General features: G+C 60.5%; 17 protein-coding genes. 12 read left to right on the top strand and 5 right to left on the bottom strand.

Features of this window, described 5'->3' with window-relative positions:
- Positions 1–9 precede the first annotated feature (9 nt).
- From FNU76_RS16190 to FNU76_RS16150, 8 genes are all read left to right on the top strand, one after another.
- Positions 10–579, top strand: coding sequence for a cupin domain-containing protein (locus tag FNU76_RS16190; protein ID WP_144279150.1), 570 nt, complete (start codon positions 10–12; stop codon positions 577–579).
- A gap of 75 nt (positions 580–654) precedes the next feature.
- The gene (locus tag FNU76_RS16185; RefSeq protein ID WP_144279149.1) at positions 655–2,070 is read left to right on the top strand and encodes an aldehyde dehydrogenase family protein; all 1,416 of its coding nucleotides are present in this window, start codon (positions 655–657) and stop codon (positions 2,068–2,070) included.
- A gap of 175 nt (positions 2,071–2,245) precedes the next feature.
- Positions 2,246–3,346 (top strand): arsinothricin resistance N-acetyltransferase ArsN1 family B, encoded by a 1,101-nt coding sequence (locus tag FNU76_RS25060; RefSeq protein ID WP_308418562.1) that lies wholly within the window; start codon positions 2,246–2,248, stop codon positions 3,344–3,346.
- A 40-nt stretch (positions 3,347–3,386) separates the two neighbouring features.
- Entirely contained in the window at positions 3,387–4,136 is a 750-nt protein-coding gene (locus FNU76_RS16170) for a proteasome-type protease (protein ID WP_144279148.1), read from the top strand.
- 81 nt (positions 4,137–4,217) lie between these two features.
- Positions 4,218–5,423, top strand: a complete 1,206-nt coding sequence (locus FNU76_RS16165; protein WP_144279147.1) for a porin — start codon at positions 4,218–4,220, stop codon at positions 5,421–5,423.
- A gap of 11 nt (positions 5,424–5,434) precedes the next feature.
- Positions 5,435–5,845, top strand: a complete 411-nt coding sequence (locus FNU76_RS16160) for a type 2 periplasmic-binding domain-containing protein (protein ID WP_144279146.1) — start codon at positions 5,435–5,437, stop codon at positions 5,843–5,845.
- Positions 5,846–5,961: 116 nt separating this feature from the next.
- Entirely contained in the window at positions 5,962–7,539 is a 1,578-nt protein-coding gene (locus FNU76_RS16155) for an ABC transporter substrate-binding protein (RefSeq protein ID WP_144279145.1), read from the top strand.
- Positions 7,530–8,036 carry a GNAT family N-acetyltransferase gene (locus tag FNU76_RS16150; RefSeq protein ID WP_223879055.1) on the top strand — a complete coding sequence of 169 codons (507 nt, stop codon included), beginning with the start codon at positions 7,530–7,532 and terminating at the stop codon, positions 8,034–8,036. Before FNU76_RS16155 ends, FNU76_RS16150 begins: the two co-directional genes overlap by 10 nt.
- Positions 8,037–8,058: 22 nt before the next feature.
- On the opposite strand, the gene FNU76_RS16145 is transcribed toward FNU76_RS16150, so the two are convergent.
- The 3 genes from FNU76_RS16145 to FNU76_RS16135 are packed head-to-tail and all read right to left on the bottom strand — an operon-like array spanning position 8,059 to position 10,609.
- On the bottom strand, positions 8,059–8,517 hold the full coding sequence (locus FNU76_RS16145) for a phosphate ABC transporter substrate-binding protein (protein ID WP_144279144.1): 459 nt from the start codon (positions 8,515–8,517) through the stop codon (positions 8,059–8,061).
- 12 nt (positions 8,518–8,529) lie between these two features.
- Positions 8,530–9,792, bottom strand: coding sequence for a hypothetical protein (locus FNU76_RS16140; protein WP_144279143.1), 1,263 nt, complete (start codon positions 9,790–9,792; stop codon positions 8,530–8,532).
- A 46-nt stretch (positions 9,793–9,838) separates the two neighbouring features.
- A complete protein-coding gene (locus FNU76_RS16135) occupies positions 9,839–10,609 on the bottom strand; it encodes a substrate-binding periplasmic protein (protein WP_179958148.1) in 771 nt (256 codons plus the stop codon).
- Positions 10,610–10,983: 374 nt separating this feature from the next.
- Here FNU76_RS16135 and FNU76_RS16130 point away from each other — a divergent pair, with 374 nt between their 5' ends.
- The 3 genes from FNU76_RS16130 to FNU76_RS16120 all read left to right on the top strand — a co-directional run bounded on the left by FNU76_RS16130 (position 10,984) and on the right by FNU76_RS16120 (position 14,563).
- Positions 10,984–11,322 carry a hypothetical protein gene (locus FNU76_RS16130; protein ID WP_144279141.1) on the top strand — a complete coding sequence of 113 codons (339 nt, stop codon included), beginning with the start codon at positions 10,984–10,986 and terminating at the stop codon, positions 11,320–11,322.
- 171 nt (positions 11,323–11,493) lie between these two features.
- The gene (locus FNU76_RS16125) at positions 11,494–13,464 is read left to right on the top strand and encodes a TOL_0244 family TonB-dependent receptor (protein WP_144279140.1); all 1,971 of its coding nucleotides are present in this window, start codon (positions 11,494–11,496) and stop codon (positions 13,462–13,464) included.
- Between the two features lie 124 nt (positions 13,465–13,588).
- Positions 13,589–14,563 (top strand): Rpn family recombination-promoting nuclease/putative transposase, encoded by a 975-nt coding sequence (locus tag FNU76_RS16120; protein WP_144279139.1) that lies wholly within the window; start codon positions 13,589–13,591, stop codon positions 14,561–14,563.
- A gap of 134 nt (positions 14,564–14,697) precedes the next feature.
- Here the strand turns inward: FNU76_RS16120 and FNU76_RS16115 are convergent, their stop codons facing one another.
- Complete coding sequence (locus FNU76_RS16115) at positions 14,698–15,153, bottom strand: Hsp20 family protein (protein ID WP_144279138.1); 456 nt, start codon at positions 15,151–15,153, stop codon at positions 14,698–14,700.
- A 168-nt stretch (positions 15,154–15,321) separates the two neighbouring features.
- Positions 15,322–15,990, bottom strand: coding sequence for a PEP-CTERM sorting domain-containing protein (locus FNU76_RS16110; protein WP_144279137.1), 669 nt, complete (start codon positions 15,988–15,990; stop codon positions 15,322–15,324).
- Between the two features lie 261 nt (positions 15,991–16,251).
- Here FNU76_RS16110 and FNU76_RS16105 point away from each other — a divergent pair, with 261 nt between their 5' ends.
- Positions 16,252–17,547: an MFS transporter gene (locus FNU76_RS16105; RefSeq protein ID WP_223879054.1), complete on the top strand. Its 1,296-nt coding sequence runs from the start codon at positions 16,252–16,254 to the stop codon at positions 17,545–17,547.
- The last annotated feature ends 21 nt before the right edge of the window (positions 17,548–17,568 follow it).

Below are 17,568 nucleotides of genomic sequence, written 5' to 3'. Positions count from 1 at the left end.
GAACACCGTATGTCACTGGAAGTCAGCACCCGCCTCAAGCTGATACGCGAAAAGCACGCTTTGTCACAGCGCGAGCTGGCCAAGCGTGCCGGCGTGACCAACAGTACCATCTCGCTGATCGAGCAGAACCGCGTGAGCCCCTCCATCTCCTCGCTCAAGAAGGTGCTGGATGGCGTACCGATGAGCCTCGCGGAATTCTTCACCTTCGATATCGCCGAACCCGCCCGCCCCTCCCCCTTCTTCGATCGCGAACAGATGCCGAATATCGGCGGTGAAGGGGTGGACCTGTTCCTGGTGGGCCATGGCGTACAGAACCGCCATATCACCATGCTGCATGAACGTTACGCAGCAGGTGCCGACACCGGCGCCGAAATGCTCAGCCATACCGGCCAGGAGGTCGGCATGGTGGTGAAGGGCGAGATCGAGCTGACCGTGGCCGAGCAATGCCGCGTACTGAAACCGGGCGAAGGCTATTACTTCGATTCCACCCTGCCGCACCGCTTCCGCAACCTGGGCAGCGAAACAGCCGAGATCGTCAGCGCCAGCCTGGTCAGCCCCAATTCAACGCCGAGTTTTTAGGACCGGCGCCGTTACCTTCATGGCGGCTCACCGTGCCGCCCATTTTCTTCCGTATCCACGACGAGGAATCTTGCAATGAAATGCTACGACAAACTGTTCATCAACGGCGAATGGCGCGCACCGCATGGCAGTGGCTTCACCGCCATCCATAACCCTGCCACCGAAGAAGCCTTCGCCCAGACCTGCAATGCCGACCTGGACGATCTGAACAGCGCCTTTGCCGCCGCCCGCGCCGCCTTCCCGGCCTGGTCGCGCACCAGCGCCGCCGAGCGGGCCGATTACATCCGCAAGCTGCATGCCGCGCTGGAAAAGCGCAAGGACGAGCTGGCCCTGGCCATCACCCAATCCATGGGCTGCCCGCTGGAAATCGCCAAGGTGATCCAGGTCAATTGCGTATCGGCGCTGAAGAACTTCGCCGAACGGGCCTTTGAAATGGAAGTGGAGAAGCAGGTCAACAACTCGCTGATCGTGCGCGAGCCGGTCGGCGTCTGCGCCTTCATCACACCCTGGAACTACCCGCTATACCAATTGATCGGCAAGGTTGCCCCCGCCCTCGCCACCGGCTGCACCATGGTGCTAAAACCCTCCTCGGTCACGCCGCTGCAAGACCTGATCTTCGCCGAGGCGGTGGCCGAGATCGGCCTGCCGGCCGGCGTATTCAATCTGATCACCGGCAAGGGCGGCGAGCTGGGCGATGCCATGGTGACCCACCCCGAAGTGGACATGGTGTCGTTCACCGGCTCGACCAGCACCGGCCGCCGCATCCAGCGGCTCGCCGCCGAGACCATCAAGCGCGTGTGCCTGGAATTGGGCGGCAAATCGCCCTTTATCATCACCGAGGACGCCCCGCTGGAACAGGCCGTCGGCTCCGGCGTGCGCGATGTGATGATCAATACCGGCCAGACCTGCATCGCCCTGACCCGCATGCTGGTCCCGGCGTCCCGCTACGAAGAAGCGGTGCAGATCGCCAAGCGTGTGGCCGAGGGCCTGAAGGTCGGCGACCCGATGGACAAGGATACCTATGTCGGTCCGATGAGCTCGATGGGCCAGCGCGAGACCGTGCTCAAGTACATTCAGAAGGGCCTGGATGAAGGCGCCAAGCTGGTGACCGGCGGGGTCGAACGGCCGGAAGGGCTGTCGCGCGGCGCCTATGTCAAACCGACGATCTTCCGCGATGTACACAACAAGATGACCATTGCCCAGGAAGAAATCTTCGGGCCGGTCATCTGCATGATCCCCTACAGCACCCTGGACGAAGCCATCGATATCGCCAACGACAGCGTCTATGGCCTATCGTCCGGCGTATGGGCCGCCACCAAGGAAGAAGGCATCCGTATCGCCCGGCTGATCCGCGCGGGCGGTTGCTACGTCAACGGCGGCGATTTCAACTATGACGCCCCGCTGGGTGGTTACAAGCAATCGGGCAATGGCCGCGAATGGGGTGATTTCGGTATCCACGAATTCTACGAAATCAAGTCCATGCAGTTGTAGCCTGCCCTCCCCTTTGGCTGACGGCACCGCGCACCACGCTGCGCCCGTCACCTGCCAATCAGCACCAAACCAGTGCATCGCCATGGCGACGGTCGTGTTTTTCGACCGTCGCTACGCACCCGGCTTGTTCGGCACGACATTTGCGTATTGCCCTTCTTTCGACAGGGCCCGGCTTATGTACGATCGCGCGACACTCCATATCGAACCATTCACCGGCGCGGACGATACGGCGACGGCAAAAGACATGGCCGCCACGGCAAAGGGCTTGGCCGCCCTGCTGTGCGACGCGGTGCAAGGCGGCGCCAGTCTGGGCTTTATGCCTCCCCTATCCACCGACACGGCCTACGGCTATTGGCAGTCGATACTGGCGACACCGCCCGCCGAGCTGCGCTTGTGGATCGCACGCGCGGAAGGCCGCATCGTCGGCACCGTGCAATTGTCCCTTTGCGGCCGGGCCAACGGCGACAATCGCGCCGAAGTCCAAAAATTGATGGTGCACAGCGACTGGCGCGGCCAGGGCATCGCCGCCCGCCTGATGGCCGCGGTGGAAAATCAGGCGCGCCGACTTGGCCGTGGCTTGCTGTATCTCGATACCGAAGCAGGGTCCGGCGCGGAAGGCTTCTACAGCGCGCTTGGCTATAGCCGGGTGGGTGAAATCCCCGACTTTGCCCGCAATCCGGACGGCCAGTTGCGCCCTACCGCCATCTACTTCAAACGCTTGGGAGACGCCGGCACGCCGCGGCCTGCCGACTCGGCCGAGACCGCCCCATTCACGATACGGTCGGCTTGCGCGGCGGATGCTGCCGCCATCGCCGCGATCTACAACCCCTATGTGCTCGACAGCGTCATCACCTTCGAGGAAACGCCCGTCAGCGTCGCCGCGATGGCGGATCGCATAAGCGACACCTTGGCCGCCGGTTTGCCCTGGCTGGTGGCGGAACGCGATGGCCAGTTGCAGGGCTATGCCTATGCCGCCAAGTGGCGGGCCCGCTCAGCCTATCGCTATGCGCTGGAAAGTTCGGTCTACCTGGCCCCTACCGCCAAGCGGCTGGGGCTGGGCAGCGAACTATATCGCTGCCTGCTGGCCCGCTTGCGCGAGATCGGCTGCCATACCGTGATCGGCGGCATCGCCCTGCCCAATACCGCCAGCGTGGCCCTGCACGAAAAATTGGGATACCGCCGAGTCGCGCGGTTTGAACAGGTCGGCTACAAGTTCGAGCGCTGGATCGATGTGGGATATTGGCAGCTGCACCTGGACGTGGGTCCGCAGGATTAGGCTACACTGGCACTATCCCACTGCAAAAATGACTACCGCCATGACCTACTGCGTCGCTATGCGACTGGAGGCCGGTTTGTTATTTGCCTCCGATTCGCGCACCAACGCCGGCATCGATCACATTGCCAGCTTCCGCAAGATGCACCTGTTCGAACAGCCGGACGAACGCCTGATCGTGTTGCTCAGCGCCGGCAATCTGGCCACCACGCAAAGCGTGGTCAGCTTGCTGCGGCAGCGCGTGGACCAGGACCGCCCCAATCTGCGCAACGTCACCAGCATGTACGATGCGGCCGTGCTGGTCGGCACCACCAGCAAGGAAGTCTACGCCCGCGATGGCTGCTACCAGGGTGCCGGCCAAAGTGTGGATTTCGGCGGCGACTTTCTGCTGGGCGGCCAGATCCGGGGCGAGGCGCCGCGCCTGTTCCAGATCTATTCGCCGGGCAATTTCATCGAAGCCACCTTCGACACGCCCTACTTCCAGATCGGCGAGTCCAAATACGGCAAACCCATCATCGACCGGGTGGTGCGCCATCACACCTCCTTGATCGAAGCCGCCAAGTGCACCTTGATCTCCTTCGATTCCACCCTGCGCAGCAATCTGTCGGTGGGCCTGCCGATCGATATGCTGCTCTACCAGGCCAATTCCTTCTGCCAGGCCAAGCCGCAGCGGATCGACCAGGATGATCCCTATTTCCACCTCCTGCAAAAAGGCTGGGGCGAAGGGTTGAAGCGGGTTTTCGCGCGGCTGCCGAATGCCAGCTGGTTCGAGCCCGAAGCCAAGAAAGAGTAGTCGCGACGCGTCCTCGCCGGTTTGTGTATGGGCCATGCTTGTCTACAGTGCCTAGGAATGCTCGAACGCCAGGAGGCGGCAATGACAAGATGGAAGACCATGGCCATCGTTGCGGCGGCGGTTTTCCCGGGCGCCGCCCGGGCGGACGTAGGCGACCTGACCATGTCCGGCTTCGGCACCCTGGGCGCAGTCAGGATCAACACCGATTCCGCCCAGTTCGTACGCGACCTGCGGCAAAACAGCGGTGCGGGGAAAACGCTGGATTTCAGTGTGGATTCTCGCCTGGCGCTACAGCTGGACTACCGATTCGACGATGCCTTCAGCCTGACCATCCAGGCCCTGGCGCAAAAGAATCGCGACGGTAATTTCAAACCCGAACTGGAGTGGGCCAATATCAAGTACCGGCTCGATCAAGCCTGGTCCTTCCGCGCCGGGCGGATGGGCACGCCCCTGTTCCTGATTTCCGATTCCCGCAATGTCGGCTATGCCTCGCCCTGGGTGCGCCCCCCGGTCGATGTCTATTCGCAGGCTGCGTCCTCTTATTTCGACGGTATCGATGCCAATTGGAGCGGGAAGCTGGGCGGCGGTACCGCGCGCTTGCAACCCTATTTCGGACTGGCGCCATCCAGGCTGCGGCCAGACTTCGACGTCAAACTGCGCAAAATGGCTGGGCTCAACTCTACTTACGAATACGGCGCCTGGCTGTTCCGCGCCGGCTATATGTACTCCCGCCTGGATGGCGAGAGTCCGTCGCTGGACAGCCTATTCGAAGCGATGCGCGATGTCGGCCGGATTCCCGGACTGGCACAGTGGCGCGACGCCGCCGCCGCCTTGGAAACACGCGCCAAGAAAACCTCCTTTGCCGGCGTAGGACTGGCCTTCGACGACGATACCTGGCTGGTGCAGGCCGAATACACCCAGCGCCGGGTGGAGAGCTTTATCGGCGATACCGACGGCTGGTATGCCACGCTCGGCTATCGCCTGGGCACCGTCATGCCTTATCTCACCCACGCCGCGGTGCAAGGCCATCGCAACACCGCGGCCGACTCTCTGCTTGCCCCTTCGCCGGAGCTGGCGGGGCTGAAGTCCATCGTCAGGGGCGTATCCGGCGCGGGCACCCAAAAAACCACCGGTGTGGGCGTGCGCTGGGATGTGTATCGAAATATCGCCCTGAAAGCCCAGTTCGACCGCATCCGAACGGAAAGGGGTCGCGACAGTTGGATGCTGAAGCCGGCCGACGGGAAATCCGTCAATGTCTACAGCCTCGCCGCTGACTTCGTCTTCTAATGAGGGGCAATATGAAACTCCGTCATTGTGCCCTGCTTGCATTGCTGGCCGGCGCTGCCCAGGCGACCGAGATCGCGGTGATCGTCCACCCCCAGGCCGGTGTGGAGACCTTGTCCGCCGATGAAATCGCCCAGCTGTTCCTGGGCAAAAGCAATAGTTTTGCCAATGGCCAGGTGGTCATCCCCGTGGAGCAAAGCGCGGGTCCCCTTCGGGACGAATTCAGCACCCGGGCATTGAACAAGAGCGCGACCGCCGTGCGGGCATTCCGCGCCAAGCTGCAGTTCACCGGCAAGGCCGTCGCGCCGAAGGAAATCGGTAGCAGTGCCGACGTCAAAAAATTCGTGGCGAGCAATCCCAATAGCATCGGTTATATCGACAAGGCCGCCGTGGACGGCAGCGTCAAGGCGATTGCGCACTATTAGCCGGCCATCGTGGCTGTGACCACGAATCCGATTGAAATTACCTTTTGTTATATAGAGACCTAGGCGAACACCCGTTACGATAGCGGGATTCCCTAATCCTCCCCCCGAGCCTGCCCATGCGCACCCTGCCCCTTGTCCTGCTCCTGCTCGTCGGTTCAACCGCCATGGCGGCCAAGCCTTTGGTGATCTGCGCCGATGCCGACCCGGATGGCTTCGATCCGGCGCAAAGCGCCAACAACACCACCCAGGCAGCCTCGGCTTACAAGATCTACAACAATCTGATCGAGTATGAACCGGGTCCATTCAAGTTCAGCCCCGGTCTGGCGGAGAAATGGGATATCTCGGCGGATGGCCTGGTCTACACATTCCAGTTGCGGCGCGGCGTGAAGTGGCAGCGCACCGACTGGTTCAAAGCCAGCCGCGACTTCAACGCCGATGATGTGCTGTGGAGTATCCAACGGCAGATCGACGCTAAGCACCCCGGCGCCAAGGCGGCGCCCGGCGGCTTTCCCTACGCACTGTCGGGCGACTGGAACAATCTGTTCAAGGCGGTGGAAAAACTCGACGAACATACCGTCCGGCTGACCCTCACCAAGCCCTATGCGCCGCTGCTGGAACGATTCGCCCACCCGGCCCTGTCCATCGTTTCGGCCGAGTATGCCCTGCAACTGGACAAGGCCGGCACGCCGACCCAGCTGGCCAGCCTGCCGGTAGGTACGGGCCCCTACGTCTTCCGCAAATTCGACAAGGGCGCGCAGATTCGCTATGACGCCAATACCGATTACTGGCGCGGCAAACCGGCCATCGCCAAGCTATTGATCAGCACCGTCCCCGATCCGGTCGTACGGGCGCAGAAGCTCTTGGCCGGCGAGTGCCAGTTGGCCGACAACATCAAGCCGCAGGACCTGCCGAAACTGCTGGCCAGCAGCAAACTGACCGGCAAGCCGCTGCGTATCCAGACCAGCAGCCAGCTGTTCTTCAATGTCGGCAAAAAACCCTTCGACGATAAGCGGGTGCGCCAAGCGCTGGCCATGTCGATCGACCGTGCCGCCATCGTGAAGAGTGTCTTCGACGAACGTGCCGAGATTGCTGCCACCCCGTATTCGCCCCGCAGCTTGTGGGGCGTGGAAACGCAAAAACCGGCCACGCCGGACCTGGCCACCGCGCGCAAATTGCTGGCCGATGCCGGTTACCCGCAAGGCTTCGAAGCACAAATGTGGGTACGCCCAGGCGGCTCCGGCACCAATCCCAATTTTCGGCTGACCGCCGAACTGATCCAGGCCGACTGGGCCAAGCTGGGCGTCAAACTGACCCTGCAGAGCATGGAGTGGGTGGAACTGGTCAAACGCGCCCGCGCCGGCGATGCGCCGACCATGCTCAGCGGTTGGAGCGGCGCCCTGGATCCGGACGGCTTTTACAGCAACCTGGCCGGTTGCGATGCAACCAGGAACGGCTACAACTTCGCCCAGTGGTGCAATGCCAAGGCCGATGCCGCACTGGACGGCGCCCGCAACGCCACCACCCAGGCCGCCCGTGCCAAGCTGTATATCGAAATACAAAAGCTGCTGGCGGATGAAGTCCCGTTCACCACCCTAGCCTACGCGATGCCCATGGTGGTGTACGACAAGACGCTCCTGGGCGTGGAGCCTACCCCGAACGACAGTTACAAGGTGGAGCGGTTGCATTGGAAGTAAGCGCGCGCCCGGCGGTCGCCGTCGATGCGGACAGCCTGGCCGCGCTGGCAACCCAAGTCTGGTTGCACACCTACGCAACCGATGGGGTGACGCCCTCGCTGGCCCGGTATGTCCTGCAGGAATTTACGCCGGCCAACTTCCTGTCCCTACTCGCGCGCACCGATGCCCAGGTGCTGGTGGCCGAATCCGGCAATGCCTTGCTGGCCTACGCGACGCTGGCATTTCAAGCCGCCAGGCCAGACGGGAGACAGGGCACCGAGCTGGCCACGCTCTATGTGCAAGAACATTTCACGGGAGCGGGCCTGGGTTCCATGCTGTTGGGGCAATGTCGCCAGATTGCGCAGTCGCGTAGTGGCGATGCCGAGATCTGGCTCACGGTAAATGCGCGCAATAGGCGTGCAATGGACTTCTACCGGAAGCATGGATTTGTGCGGAATGGGACAAGCTACTTCGAACTGGACGGTGAAAAGCATGAAAACCATGTACTGATCGGGTAATGCTGATCAAGCCCATGCCCGTTCAAGGCCTTCCGGCCAGCAATACCTTCAGCGACCCATCCAGCGCCGATTTTTCGATGTAACCGATCATGCTGGGGTTGCCGCGCAGCAGCTTGATCACCTCTTGGCTATTCGACAATTGGCGCGGTGGTTCGCCCTTGCCGTTGAACAACATCTTCGACCAGTAGGCCAAGCGTTGAGCCGGCGTCTTCCTGGTTACCGTGGCATGGAATTGCAGGTAAAGCATGGAGGTCTCGGCCTGGTCGAGGGGAATGACTCTACCCGCCCCGGGAATTTCGGCCAGGGCGCCCAGGTAAAGACTGGCGGCCTGTTCGGGACTGAGTTTACCCAACTTGCTTTTACCATCGGCCACCAACAGCCAGTCTTCGGCCAATACCGGCAAACCCCAAAAGGCCAGGGACAAGGGCAAGGCCCACCAGCGGTGGCGGGAAAGCGGCGAGGTCGAGCGTGCGTTTTGCATGGCCATCTCCGCTCAGAACATGAAATCCAGCGATACGGTCATGACCCGTATGGCGCCATATTCCGACAGGAACTTCCCGGTAGGCGGCGGCACATTGGGAAACAAGTTGCCGTTGCCGAACGTCCCCCCGTAGCGGCCCGGCTCCGGCTTGAGCCAATCGATCTGTCCCTTTATGGCGAGATTGCGGCCCAGCTCACGCCGCAGGCCGATGGAGATGCTGGACTGATCCGTGGATGAGTTACGCACCACCCGATCCGGCCTCCCTGCATACGCGGCCGCCGGCTTGAGCACATATTGCTGCGTATCCGCCCAATGCCGTGCCAGCACCGCATAAGGCATCCACTCTCCTATCCGCCGCCCCGCGCCCACATACCAGGACTGCCCGGAAGCAACCACCGACCCGGCCATGCGGCGAACGAACTCGCCCTGCACCACCCAGTCACCGTCGTCATAGCTGCCACCCACGGCCAGCACATTGGAACGCTTGTGCTCCACGTCGAGCGCCTGGGCCACGGCCGCGTAGCCGGGATAGACGGTTTCGCAGCCGGGGCCGGGCCTTCCCGCCAGCCCGCAGGCGGGGGCCGCGATCTGGGAACGGAGCACCCGGTAAGGTATGCCGAACTCATCGACCAGGGAATGATCGCTCTTCATATAGGCCAACCGGAACATCCAATCCTCCGCCTGCAGGCTGGAGTTGATCCCGCGCATGCGGTGGTAGTGGATGGAGCGGCCGGCGCCCAGCGGCAATTTGAACTGTCCCAGAAAGGGTTGCAGCGCATAGGTCAGCTTGCCCAGGCTGCCGCGATAGATGGCATCGATCCCATCCACATTGTTCAGGGTCAACAGGCCATAGACCTCCAATGGCGGACGTATCCACGGGTTGCTGTAGTTGACGTTGCGGTAGTCCGACGCCATCAGCACCGGCGCGATAAAACGGCCTGCCCGCAGGTTCAGCGACGGGGTGACGTGCCAGGCCATATAAGCCCAGTCCACCTGCGGATCGAAATTATTGCGGGGTCCATGGCGGGACAGTAGCTGCAGGGTGAAATCCACGGTGTCGGAAGCTTGATAGCGCGTCTGTACGCCCAGCACCGTATCGTTCTTAAGCGACCACTCGTTCGCTATCCCGTTGGCCTGCTGGGCATTGCTGCGATAGCTGGCATGATCGGAATTGTGCTGGGTGAGCCCCAGCGTGCCAAAGCCGCTGAACTTCCAGGCAGTAGTCGGTTCATCGGCATGGGCCAGGCCATGCAATGCCAAAACAAGCAGCCACAAGCACTTCGCCATCACCGTTCCCCAGGCAGCCGCAGCCAACCTCTCCTTAGCGCAAGTAGCGCGCCATCATCTTGGCAATTTCACCACGCTGTGTCATTTCGATAATGCCCACGTCAAGCTGCTTGCGCAGTGCTTCACCGCCCGGACTGCGCCGGCCCACGGCGAAATGGAACTGCATGGGCGAATCCTCCGGCAGGGGCTGGCTGACCAGTACGGTATCGATGATTTGCGCCTGCAACTTGGGATCGAGCAGATACATGCCCGCCACGATTTCTCGCTTGTCGATGAATAGGTCGCAACGTCCCGCATGCAGTTTGCGGATCAAGGATGCATAGTCTTTCGAACCGGTATCGACCGTATTGCTGTCTATGCCGTAGCCCTCGAAGCTATAGCCGAACAGCCCGCATACCTGGTAGCGCTTCAGGTCTTCCAGATTGCCAAGGCGAATACCGGTCGGGTGCAGCTTGCTTGAATAGAAGTAGATGCTGTGCACCGCGTAATACGGCTCGGTAATGAAATAGGGCTTGGGATTGATCTGGGCGGTCGGCACATTGAGGACGATATCCAGGGCGCCGGCTTCCACCAGGCGCAGACAGCGCCGCCATGGCAGTACCGAAATCTCGGCCGGCGGCTGGCCCTCGCGCCGCAATATCGCCTGCAGCACATCCACGCCCAGGCCGACGACTTCCTGCTTGACGCTACCTTGCTCGAAAAAGCCGAAAGGCGGCAACAGGACATCGGAGATGCAGCCCTTGATCGCCGCCTGGGCCGGCAGACCCAAAGCCAGATAAAGCAATACGGCAAAACAGCGGTGCATTGTGCGCTCACCCACCGGTTGGTCATCCGCAACCCATGCAAACAAGATTAGACGATGGCGACCCCGCCCGCGCAGCGAAAATTGGACAAACGCGCCATAGGGCAGGCACGCCATCTGCTCATATGTTCCTAGCCGTCGTGGCTGCACGCCAAGGCAATGAAACGCTTGCAAACAAGGAGATAGACCATGTTGAGAATGATCTTGCTATGGCTTCTAGGGGTACCCATCGGCATCCTGATTCTATTGCGGCTCTTCGGCATCCTCTGACAAACGCCACCCGGCTTGGCGATGCCTGGCCAGCGGGTGTGAAGATATGGAAAGGAACGACGATGCGATCAATCCATGCAATTTTTGCGGCAACGGCAGTGTTCGCGATGGCCGAAGCCCCAACCTGGCAGTCCGACAATGGCGTCCAATACCTCTGTGGCGGCGTGGGCGACGACAATATGCAAGTGATCAAGGCGGAACGGCAAAACGCCAACGTGGACCTGAAGTTTATCGAGGGCGCCCGTGGTGCCTATGTCGCCGACGTGGATCTCACCGTCAGCGGCGATGCACTGCCGCAACCACTGCGTATCCATGCCGACGGTCCCAGTTGCCTACTGCAATTGCCGACCGGCAGGTACCAAGTCGTGGCCGACTACCAAGGCGTACAACATGCGCAGGGACTGCGGGTAGGTGAAGGGTCCCGGCAACTTACCTTCCGTTGGTAGCAAGAATAGGGCGGCGGTTGGAGATTTACAGTCTTGGCACTATCGTGAAGAAACACGAATAGTGATTCGCTGCGCAGTCGGCATGTGCAAGGGGACGGATTTCCAGCCTCCTAGCAAGCCAACAGGGCGTGCCGCCTGTGCAGACCGGATACCAAGCCTGCGGAGGAAACCGTGGCCAATACCGCATACACGCCGACCGGGTCGAGCAACGGCCTTTCGCGCCGATCTGTTTCGACCCTCGCTATCTTCCGGTATGGCGTCCGCTCGATCCACCGAGCGTTGCTTCCGCTCACGGTGAGTATCGGCCTATGTGTCGGCGTGCAGGCCCGCCCCCTGGTCTTGGCCGATCTTTCCCTGGAGCAGCTGGCCAACTTCGAGATCACCTCGGTATCCAAACGGCGCGAACGCTTGGCGGATGCAGCCGCCTCCGTCTTCGCGATCTCCCAAGACGATATCCGCCGATCCGGCGCCAATAGCTTGCCGGAAGCCTTGCGGCTGGCGCCCAATCTCCAGGTCGCCGCGATCGACGCTTATCAATACGCGATTAGCGCCCGCGGCTTCAACACCAGCACCTCCAACAAGCTGCAGGTACTGATCGATGGCCGCATCGTCTACACACCTCTGTACTCCGGCGTGTTCTGGGATGCGCAGGATGTGATGATGCGGGATATCGACCGCATCGAAGTCATCAGCGGGCCGGGCGCCATCATGTGGGGCGCCAATGCCGTCAATGGCGTGATCAATATCATTACCCGCCGCGCCGAGGATAGCGTGGGCGAATTGGGCTATTTCGCCCTCGGCGGCAAAGACCGCCATATCGCGGCCAGGCATGGCGGTCGCCTGGACAGTGGCGCCCCTTACCGTATCTATGCCAAATATCGGCAGCGCACGGCTAGCCGCAGCCCCAGCGGCCGTGACCACACCGATGACTGGGAGGACGGCCGCTTCGGTTTTCGCACCGACTGGGGCAACGCGGAAGACGGCTTCACCCTGCAAGGCGATTCTTATCGTGCCAGTTTGGCGCAAGCCCTACCCGGGCGTCGGCATACCGAGGGCAGCAATCTGCAGGGGCAATGGAACCGACAGCTGAACAATGGCTCGGCACTGCGCCTGCAAGGCTACTATGACCATAGTTATCGCGACTACCCCGGCCTTTTTAAGGAAAAGCTGGATATCATCGATCTGGAATGGCAGCACACCGTGCCATTGGACGATGAAAGACAAGTCAGTTGGGGCGGCTCTTATCGGCAGGCCTGGGACAAGGTGGAAAATAGCAAGGTTCTGGCCTTTCTGCCCGCCCATCGGCGGTTGCGCTGGTTCGATCTGTTCGTCCAGGGAGAAACCAAGTTGGCCGAACGCCTGCGCCTGACAGCCGGCGCCAGGCTGGCCAGCAACAGCTACACCCATTTCGATTTCATGCCCAGCGTGCGCCTGGCCTGGAAGCGGGAAAACGATGCCTTGGTATGGGGCGGGATTTCACGCACGGCAAGGGCGCCGTCGCGCATAGACCGCGATTTTTTTGCGCCGTCCACCCCCCCTTTTCAATATGCGGGTGGTCCAGAATTCCAGTCCGAAATCGCGAACACCGTCGAATTGGGGTACCGCGAACAGCCGAGTACCGCGCTTTCCTATTCGCTGACCGCCCACTACAGCCGCTATCGCGGCTTACGCAGCCAGGAGATGCAAACCGACCGTAGCGTGCAGCTTGGCAACGGAATCGACGGCAGTAGCCGTGGACTGGAAGCCTGGGGCAGTTACCAGGCCACGCCCAGCTGGCGGCTCAGCGCGGGCGCCAGCACGCAGCGGCAGCATTTCCGCCACCGCCGTGGACTGGTGCTTGCGCCAAATGCCGTCGGCATCGATCCTCGCTGGCAGTGGAAGCTACGCTCCAGCCTCAACCTCGGCAGCGCGCATGAACTCGACCTGTTCGTACGCCATATCGGTGCGCTCCATGCGGTATCGATACCCGCTTATACCGCAGTGGACCTAAGGCTGGCCTACCAACCCAATCGCCATGTCGAGTTGTCGTTGAAAGCACAGAATCTGTTCGATCGCGGCCATGCGGAATTTCGCACCTCGATTACCCAGCAGGCGATCGAAGCCGAGCGAACCATCACTGCCGCGTTGACGATCAACTACTGACTGCGCAACAGATACTGCTCCCTAGCTGCGCGGCAGGTTTTCCTAAGTTCAGTTGCCGGATCTTGTGTGATATTCAGGCAAAAGCCGTATTCCCCGCCCCGCACGACCTAGGCAATCTCGTGCAATGTTCGATCATGACGCTGCCTACAAGTCCATGTTCTCCATTCCGCGCGCGGTAGAGGATCTGCTTCGCGAGTTTATCGACGAGGAATGGGTAGAAAAGCTGGATTTCTCCACCCTGGAGCAAATCAATGGCAGCTTTGTCACCGACCGCTGGCGTCGGAAGATGACCGATACGGTATGGAAGGTGCGGCTAGCGGACCAGGAGCTCTACATCTGCCTGCTGGTGGAATTTCAATCCACGATCGATTCCACCATGGCGCTGCGGGTGGCCAGCTATGTGACGCAATTGTATCTCGACCTCTGCAAGGACCCGAAGCGCCAGCTTTTGACGGAGAGCGGCAAGCTGCCCCCTGTCCTTCCTATCGTGCTGTACAACGGCGCGCCGCGTTGGAGTGCGCCGCTGGAACTGGATGAACTGATCGAAGCCGGCCCTGGCAAGCTACCTGATTTCCGCCCGCACATGCGTTATATGCTATTGGACCAAGGTGCCTTTCAGGAGCAAGATTTGCATGGCTTGGAGAATGTGGTGGCGGATATCTTCCGGCTGGAAAATGCCGACAACCCGGAAGCCGGGCGCAGGGTTATACGCGGTTTGAAGCGATATTTGGCGGCGCCGGAGCATGAAGGGCTGAGGCAAGTCTTGAAAGACTGGATTACCCGGGTATTGATACCCTCCAAGTTCCCGCAATTGGACTGGCCGGCGGCTCAGTTGGACGAGATAAGCGATTTGCAAGGAGTCGAAGCGATGATGACGAACAAGATGGACCTCTGGGCTGAGGAGTTTGTAAAAAAGGGCGAAGCAAGGGGCGAAGCAAGGGGCGAAGCCAAAATGCTGCGCAGCTTGCTCCAGCACAGGTATGGCCAGCTGCCGGACTGGGTTGAGAATCGACTCGCTTGTGCCACCTCCGAGCAATTGGACGGCTGGGCCAAGCAGGTATTTTCGGCCAGCAGTGTCGAGGAAGTGTTCTCGCATTAGCGCTGGATTGAGCGCGGCACTCGCCCCAAGCAGGCGCCTACTTCCGTCGTTCGACTCCGCCGATATGCCGGTTTCGAGAGCCGCAAAAAAGCCGGGCAATCCCTTGCCCGGCTTTCTGGTGACAACTGGTTCGATCAGGCGGCGCGGCGTTCCAGCGTATGCACATTATCCGCAGCATCTATCAGTATCTTGCGCGGCTTCAGCGCCTCGGGAATTTCACGCTTCAGTTCGATGGTCAGCAGGCCATTATTCAGCCCGGCGACTTCTACCTTCACATGATCGTCCAAGTGGAAAATCTGTTCGAAATTGCGCGCGGCAATCCCTCGATGCAGATAATTGGGCTCGGTATCCCGATGCGCTTTCCGACCCACCACCTTCAATGTATTCTGTTCAACTTCAATATCCAATTCGGCGCGATCGAACCCGGCCACGGCCATGGTGATCTTGTACTTATCATCGGCCAGTACTTCGATATTGTAGGGAGGGTAACTGGATTGCGTATCGCGACGCATGGCATCGTCGATCATTTGCACCAGGCGGTCATAGCCAATGGCGGTACGGTACACGGGGGTAAAATCGTAGGCAGTCATGGTGATATCCTTTGAAGTTCAAGCGATACGGTTTATGCAGGCCTCGGTTGAGCACCTGCTGTAAAACAAGATGGGAACGCTCCCAAAAGGTTTCAAGTATTCCGTCGCATATTTTTTTACACCATGTTGCCGCCCTGGCCAGCCCCCCCCAGGCTGGCCATGAAGTGCTCAACCGGCCGCTTCGGCCCTGCCCCGGCGGCGGGCCAACAGGCCGATACCCGCCAGGCCTGTCAATAGCATGGCGTAGCTTTCAGGCTCCGGCACCGGCTGGGTGACCGCCTCGATCGTGAAGTTTTCTATGCTGCCGCTGGCCAGTCCGAACACCGAGGCGGTGCCGTCATCATTGGCGACATAGGGCGCCGACAGCGACAAAATGGCATAGCTGCTGTTTTCCAATGCGTCCACGCCGATCAGGCTGGAATAAGTATAGTTGCTGCCCGAAAAGCTGACAGACCCGATACCGCCCCCCTGGTGATTGAAACTGCCGGCACTGTATTTATCCGCCTGCCCGGAAAATGAAAGCCGGTATCCGGTTATTGCATATCCAGCTTGTGCGGAAAAACTGATATCGCGAAAGGAAATCCGTAACAAGCCCTCCTCCCAAAAACCCGAACCACCGATCGAGTTATACAATGCCGGCGTCAACCTCAAGCCATTGCCTACGCCCGCGAATACCGGCAGATCGGTCTGAATGATATTGCCGAAGCCGTTCATTACTTCGCTTTCATAGCTGGAGGCATCGTCAAATGTAATCTGCACATTCCCGGTGGCCAGCGTAATCGGGGAAGCGTGGGCAAGGCTAAAAGACAGGCACAGGCCTATCGCGATTTTTTTCATTTCCTTCTCCTGATATTGAATTATTGGGCACTGCCAGCAGCAGGCTACACCAAGGTGTATTCATTCGCCCATATCGATTGACTGGTGTTATTTCACAATGAAGTTATTGGTAATATTATTCATTACTGGAAATATGCATATGCACCGAATTATTTATACACCGCTTCAGGTGATCACCGGGTGGACCACCCTCCGGCAAGTTGCGAACATCTCCGACCATTCAGGTATTTCGCCGTCCCGGCCCCGGAGAACAGGATAGACATGCTAAACACCATGAATAGCGCGGCATTGCTGATGCCGACCCGGCACCTGACCCGTCGCGACAGCAAGACGCTGGCCTTGTCCGCCTTGGGTGGGGCGCTGGAATTCTATGACTTCATCGTCTTTGTGTTCTTCGCCGCCATCATCGCGCAACTGTTTTTCCCGCCCGAGATGCCGGCATGGATGCGCCAGCTGCAGACATTCGGCATCTTCGCCGCCGGCCACCTGACCCGGCCGCTGGGCGGCATTGTGATGGCGCACTTCGGTGACCTGCTCGGCCGCAAACGGATGTTTTCGCTCAGTATCTTTCTGATGGCGGCACCTACCCTGCTGATCGGCTTGCTGCCGACCTACGCCAGCATTGGGGCCATGGCGCCGCTGCTGCTGCTGGCCCTGCGGCTCCTGCAAGGCGCCGCCATTGGCGGCGAGGTCCCTGGCGCATGGGTATTCGTAGCCGAGCATGTCCCCCGGCAGTATATGGGCCTGGCCTGCGGCTTCCTTACCTGCAGCCTTACGCTGGGCATCCTGCTGGGCTCCCTGGTGGCCACCTGGATCCACAGCGTCTACAGCACGGCAGTCATCCTCGACCTGGCCTGGCGCATTCCTTTCCTGCTGGGTGGCGTGTTCGGCATGTTGGCGGTGTACCTGCGCCGCTGGTTGCACGAAACACCGGTTTTCCTGCAGATGCAGCAGCACAAAACCCTGGCGCAAGAAATCCCCTTGCGCAAGGTCCTGCGCGCCCATCGCGGCAGCGTGGTGCGCTGCTTCCTGCTCACCGGGCTGTTTTCGGCCGCCATCCTGGTACTTATCCTGATGACGCCCGGCATGTTGCAGAAGCTATACGCCGTGCCGCCCGCCGTAGCCTTGCAGGCCAATAATCTAGCCATCGTTTGCCTGACCGCAGGCTGCATATTGGCCGGCGCCGGGGCTGACCGCCTGGGTGGCGGCAGGACGCTACTGATCTTCTGCCTGGGCCTGCTGCTCAGCCAGTACTGGTTCTACTCGCAATTGGCCGCCGGCGTGCGCGACTTCCAACTCAATTACGCCGTCACCGCTTTTTTTGCCGGCGTGGTAGGCGTGGTGCCTTACCTGATGGTCAAAGCCTTCCCGCCCGACATTCGCTTCAGCGGGCTCTCGCTTTCCTACAACCTGGCCTGCGCCGTATTCGGCGGACTCACGCCGCTGTTTTTCACCGTCATGCTCGATTGGAGCCCCATGGCACCCGCCTGGTACGTCGGCACGATAAGTCTACTGGGCGCGATTGCCGGCTTGGTGTTGATGCGGCGGCATATCTAACGCAAAAGCGCCACCGGGAAT

The organism is Chitinimonas arctica, assembly GCF_007431345.1.
In the GTDB taxonomy this organism is placed as follows: domain Bacteria; phylum Pseudomonadota; class Gammaproteobacteria; order Burkholderiales; family Chitinimonadaceae; genus Chitinimonas; species Chitinimonas arctica.
The sequence above is the reverse complement of the archived record's forward strand: the minus strand, read 5'-3'. Positions and strand labels throughout refer to the sequence as shown.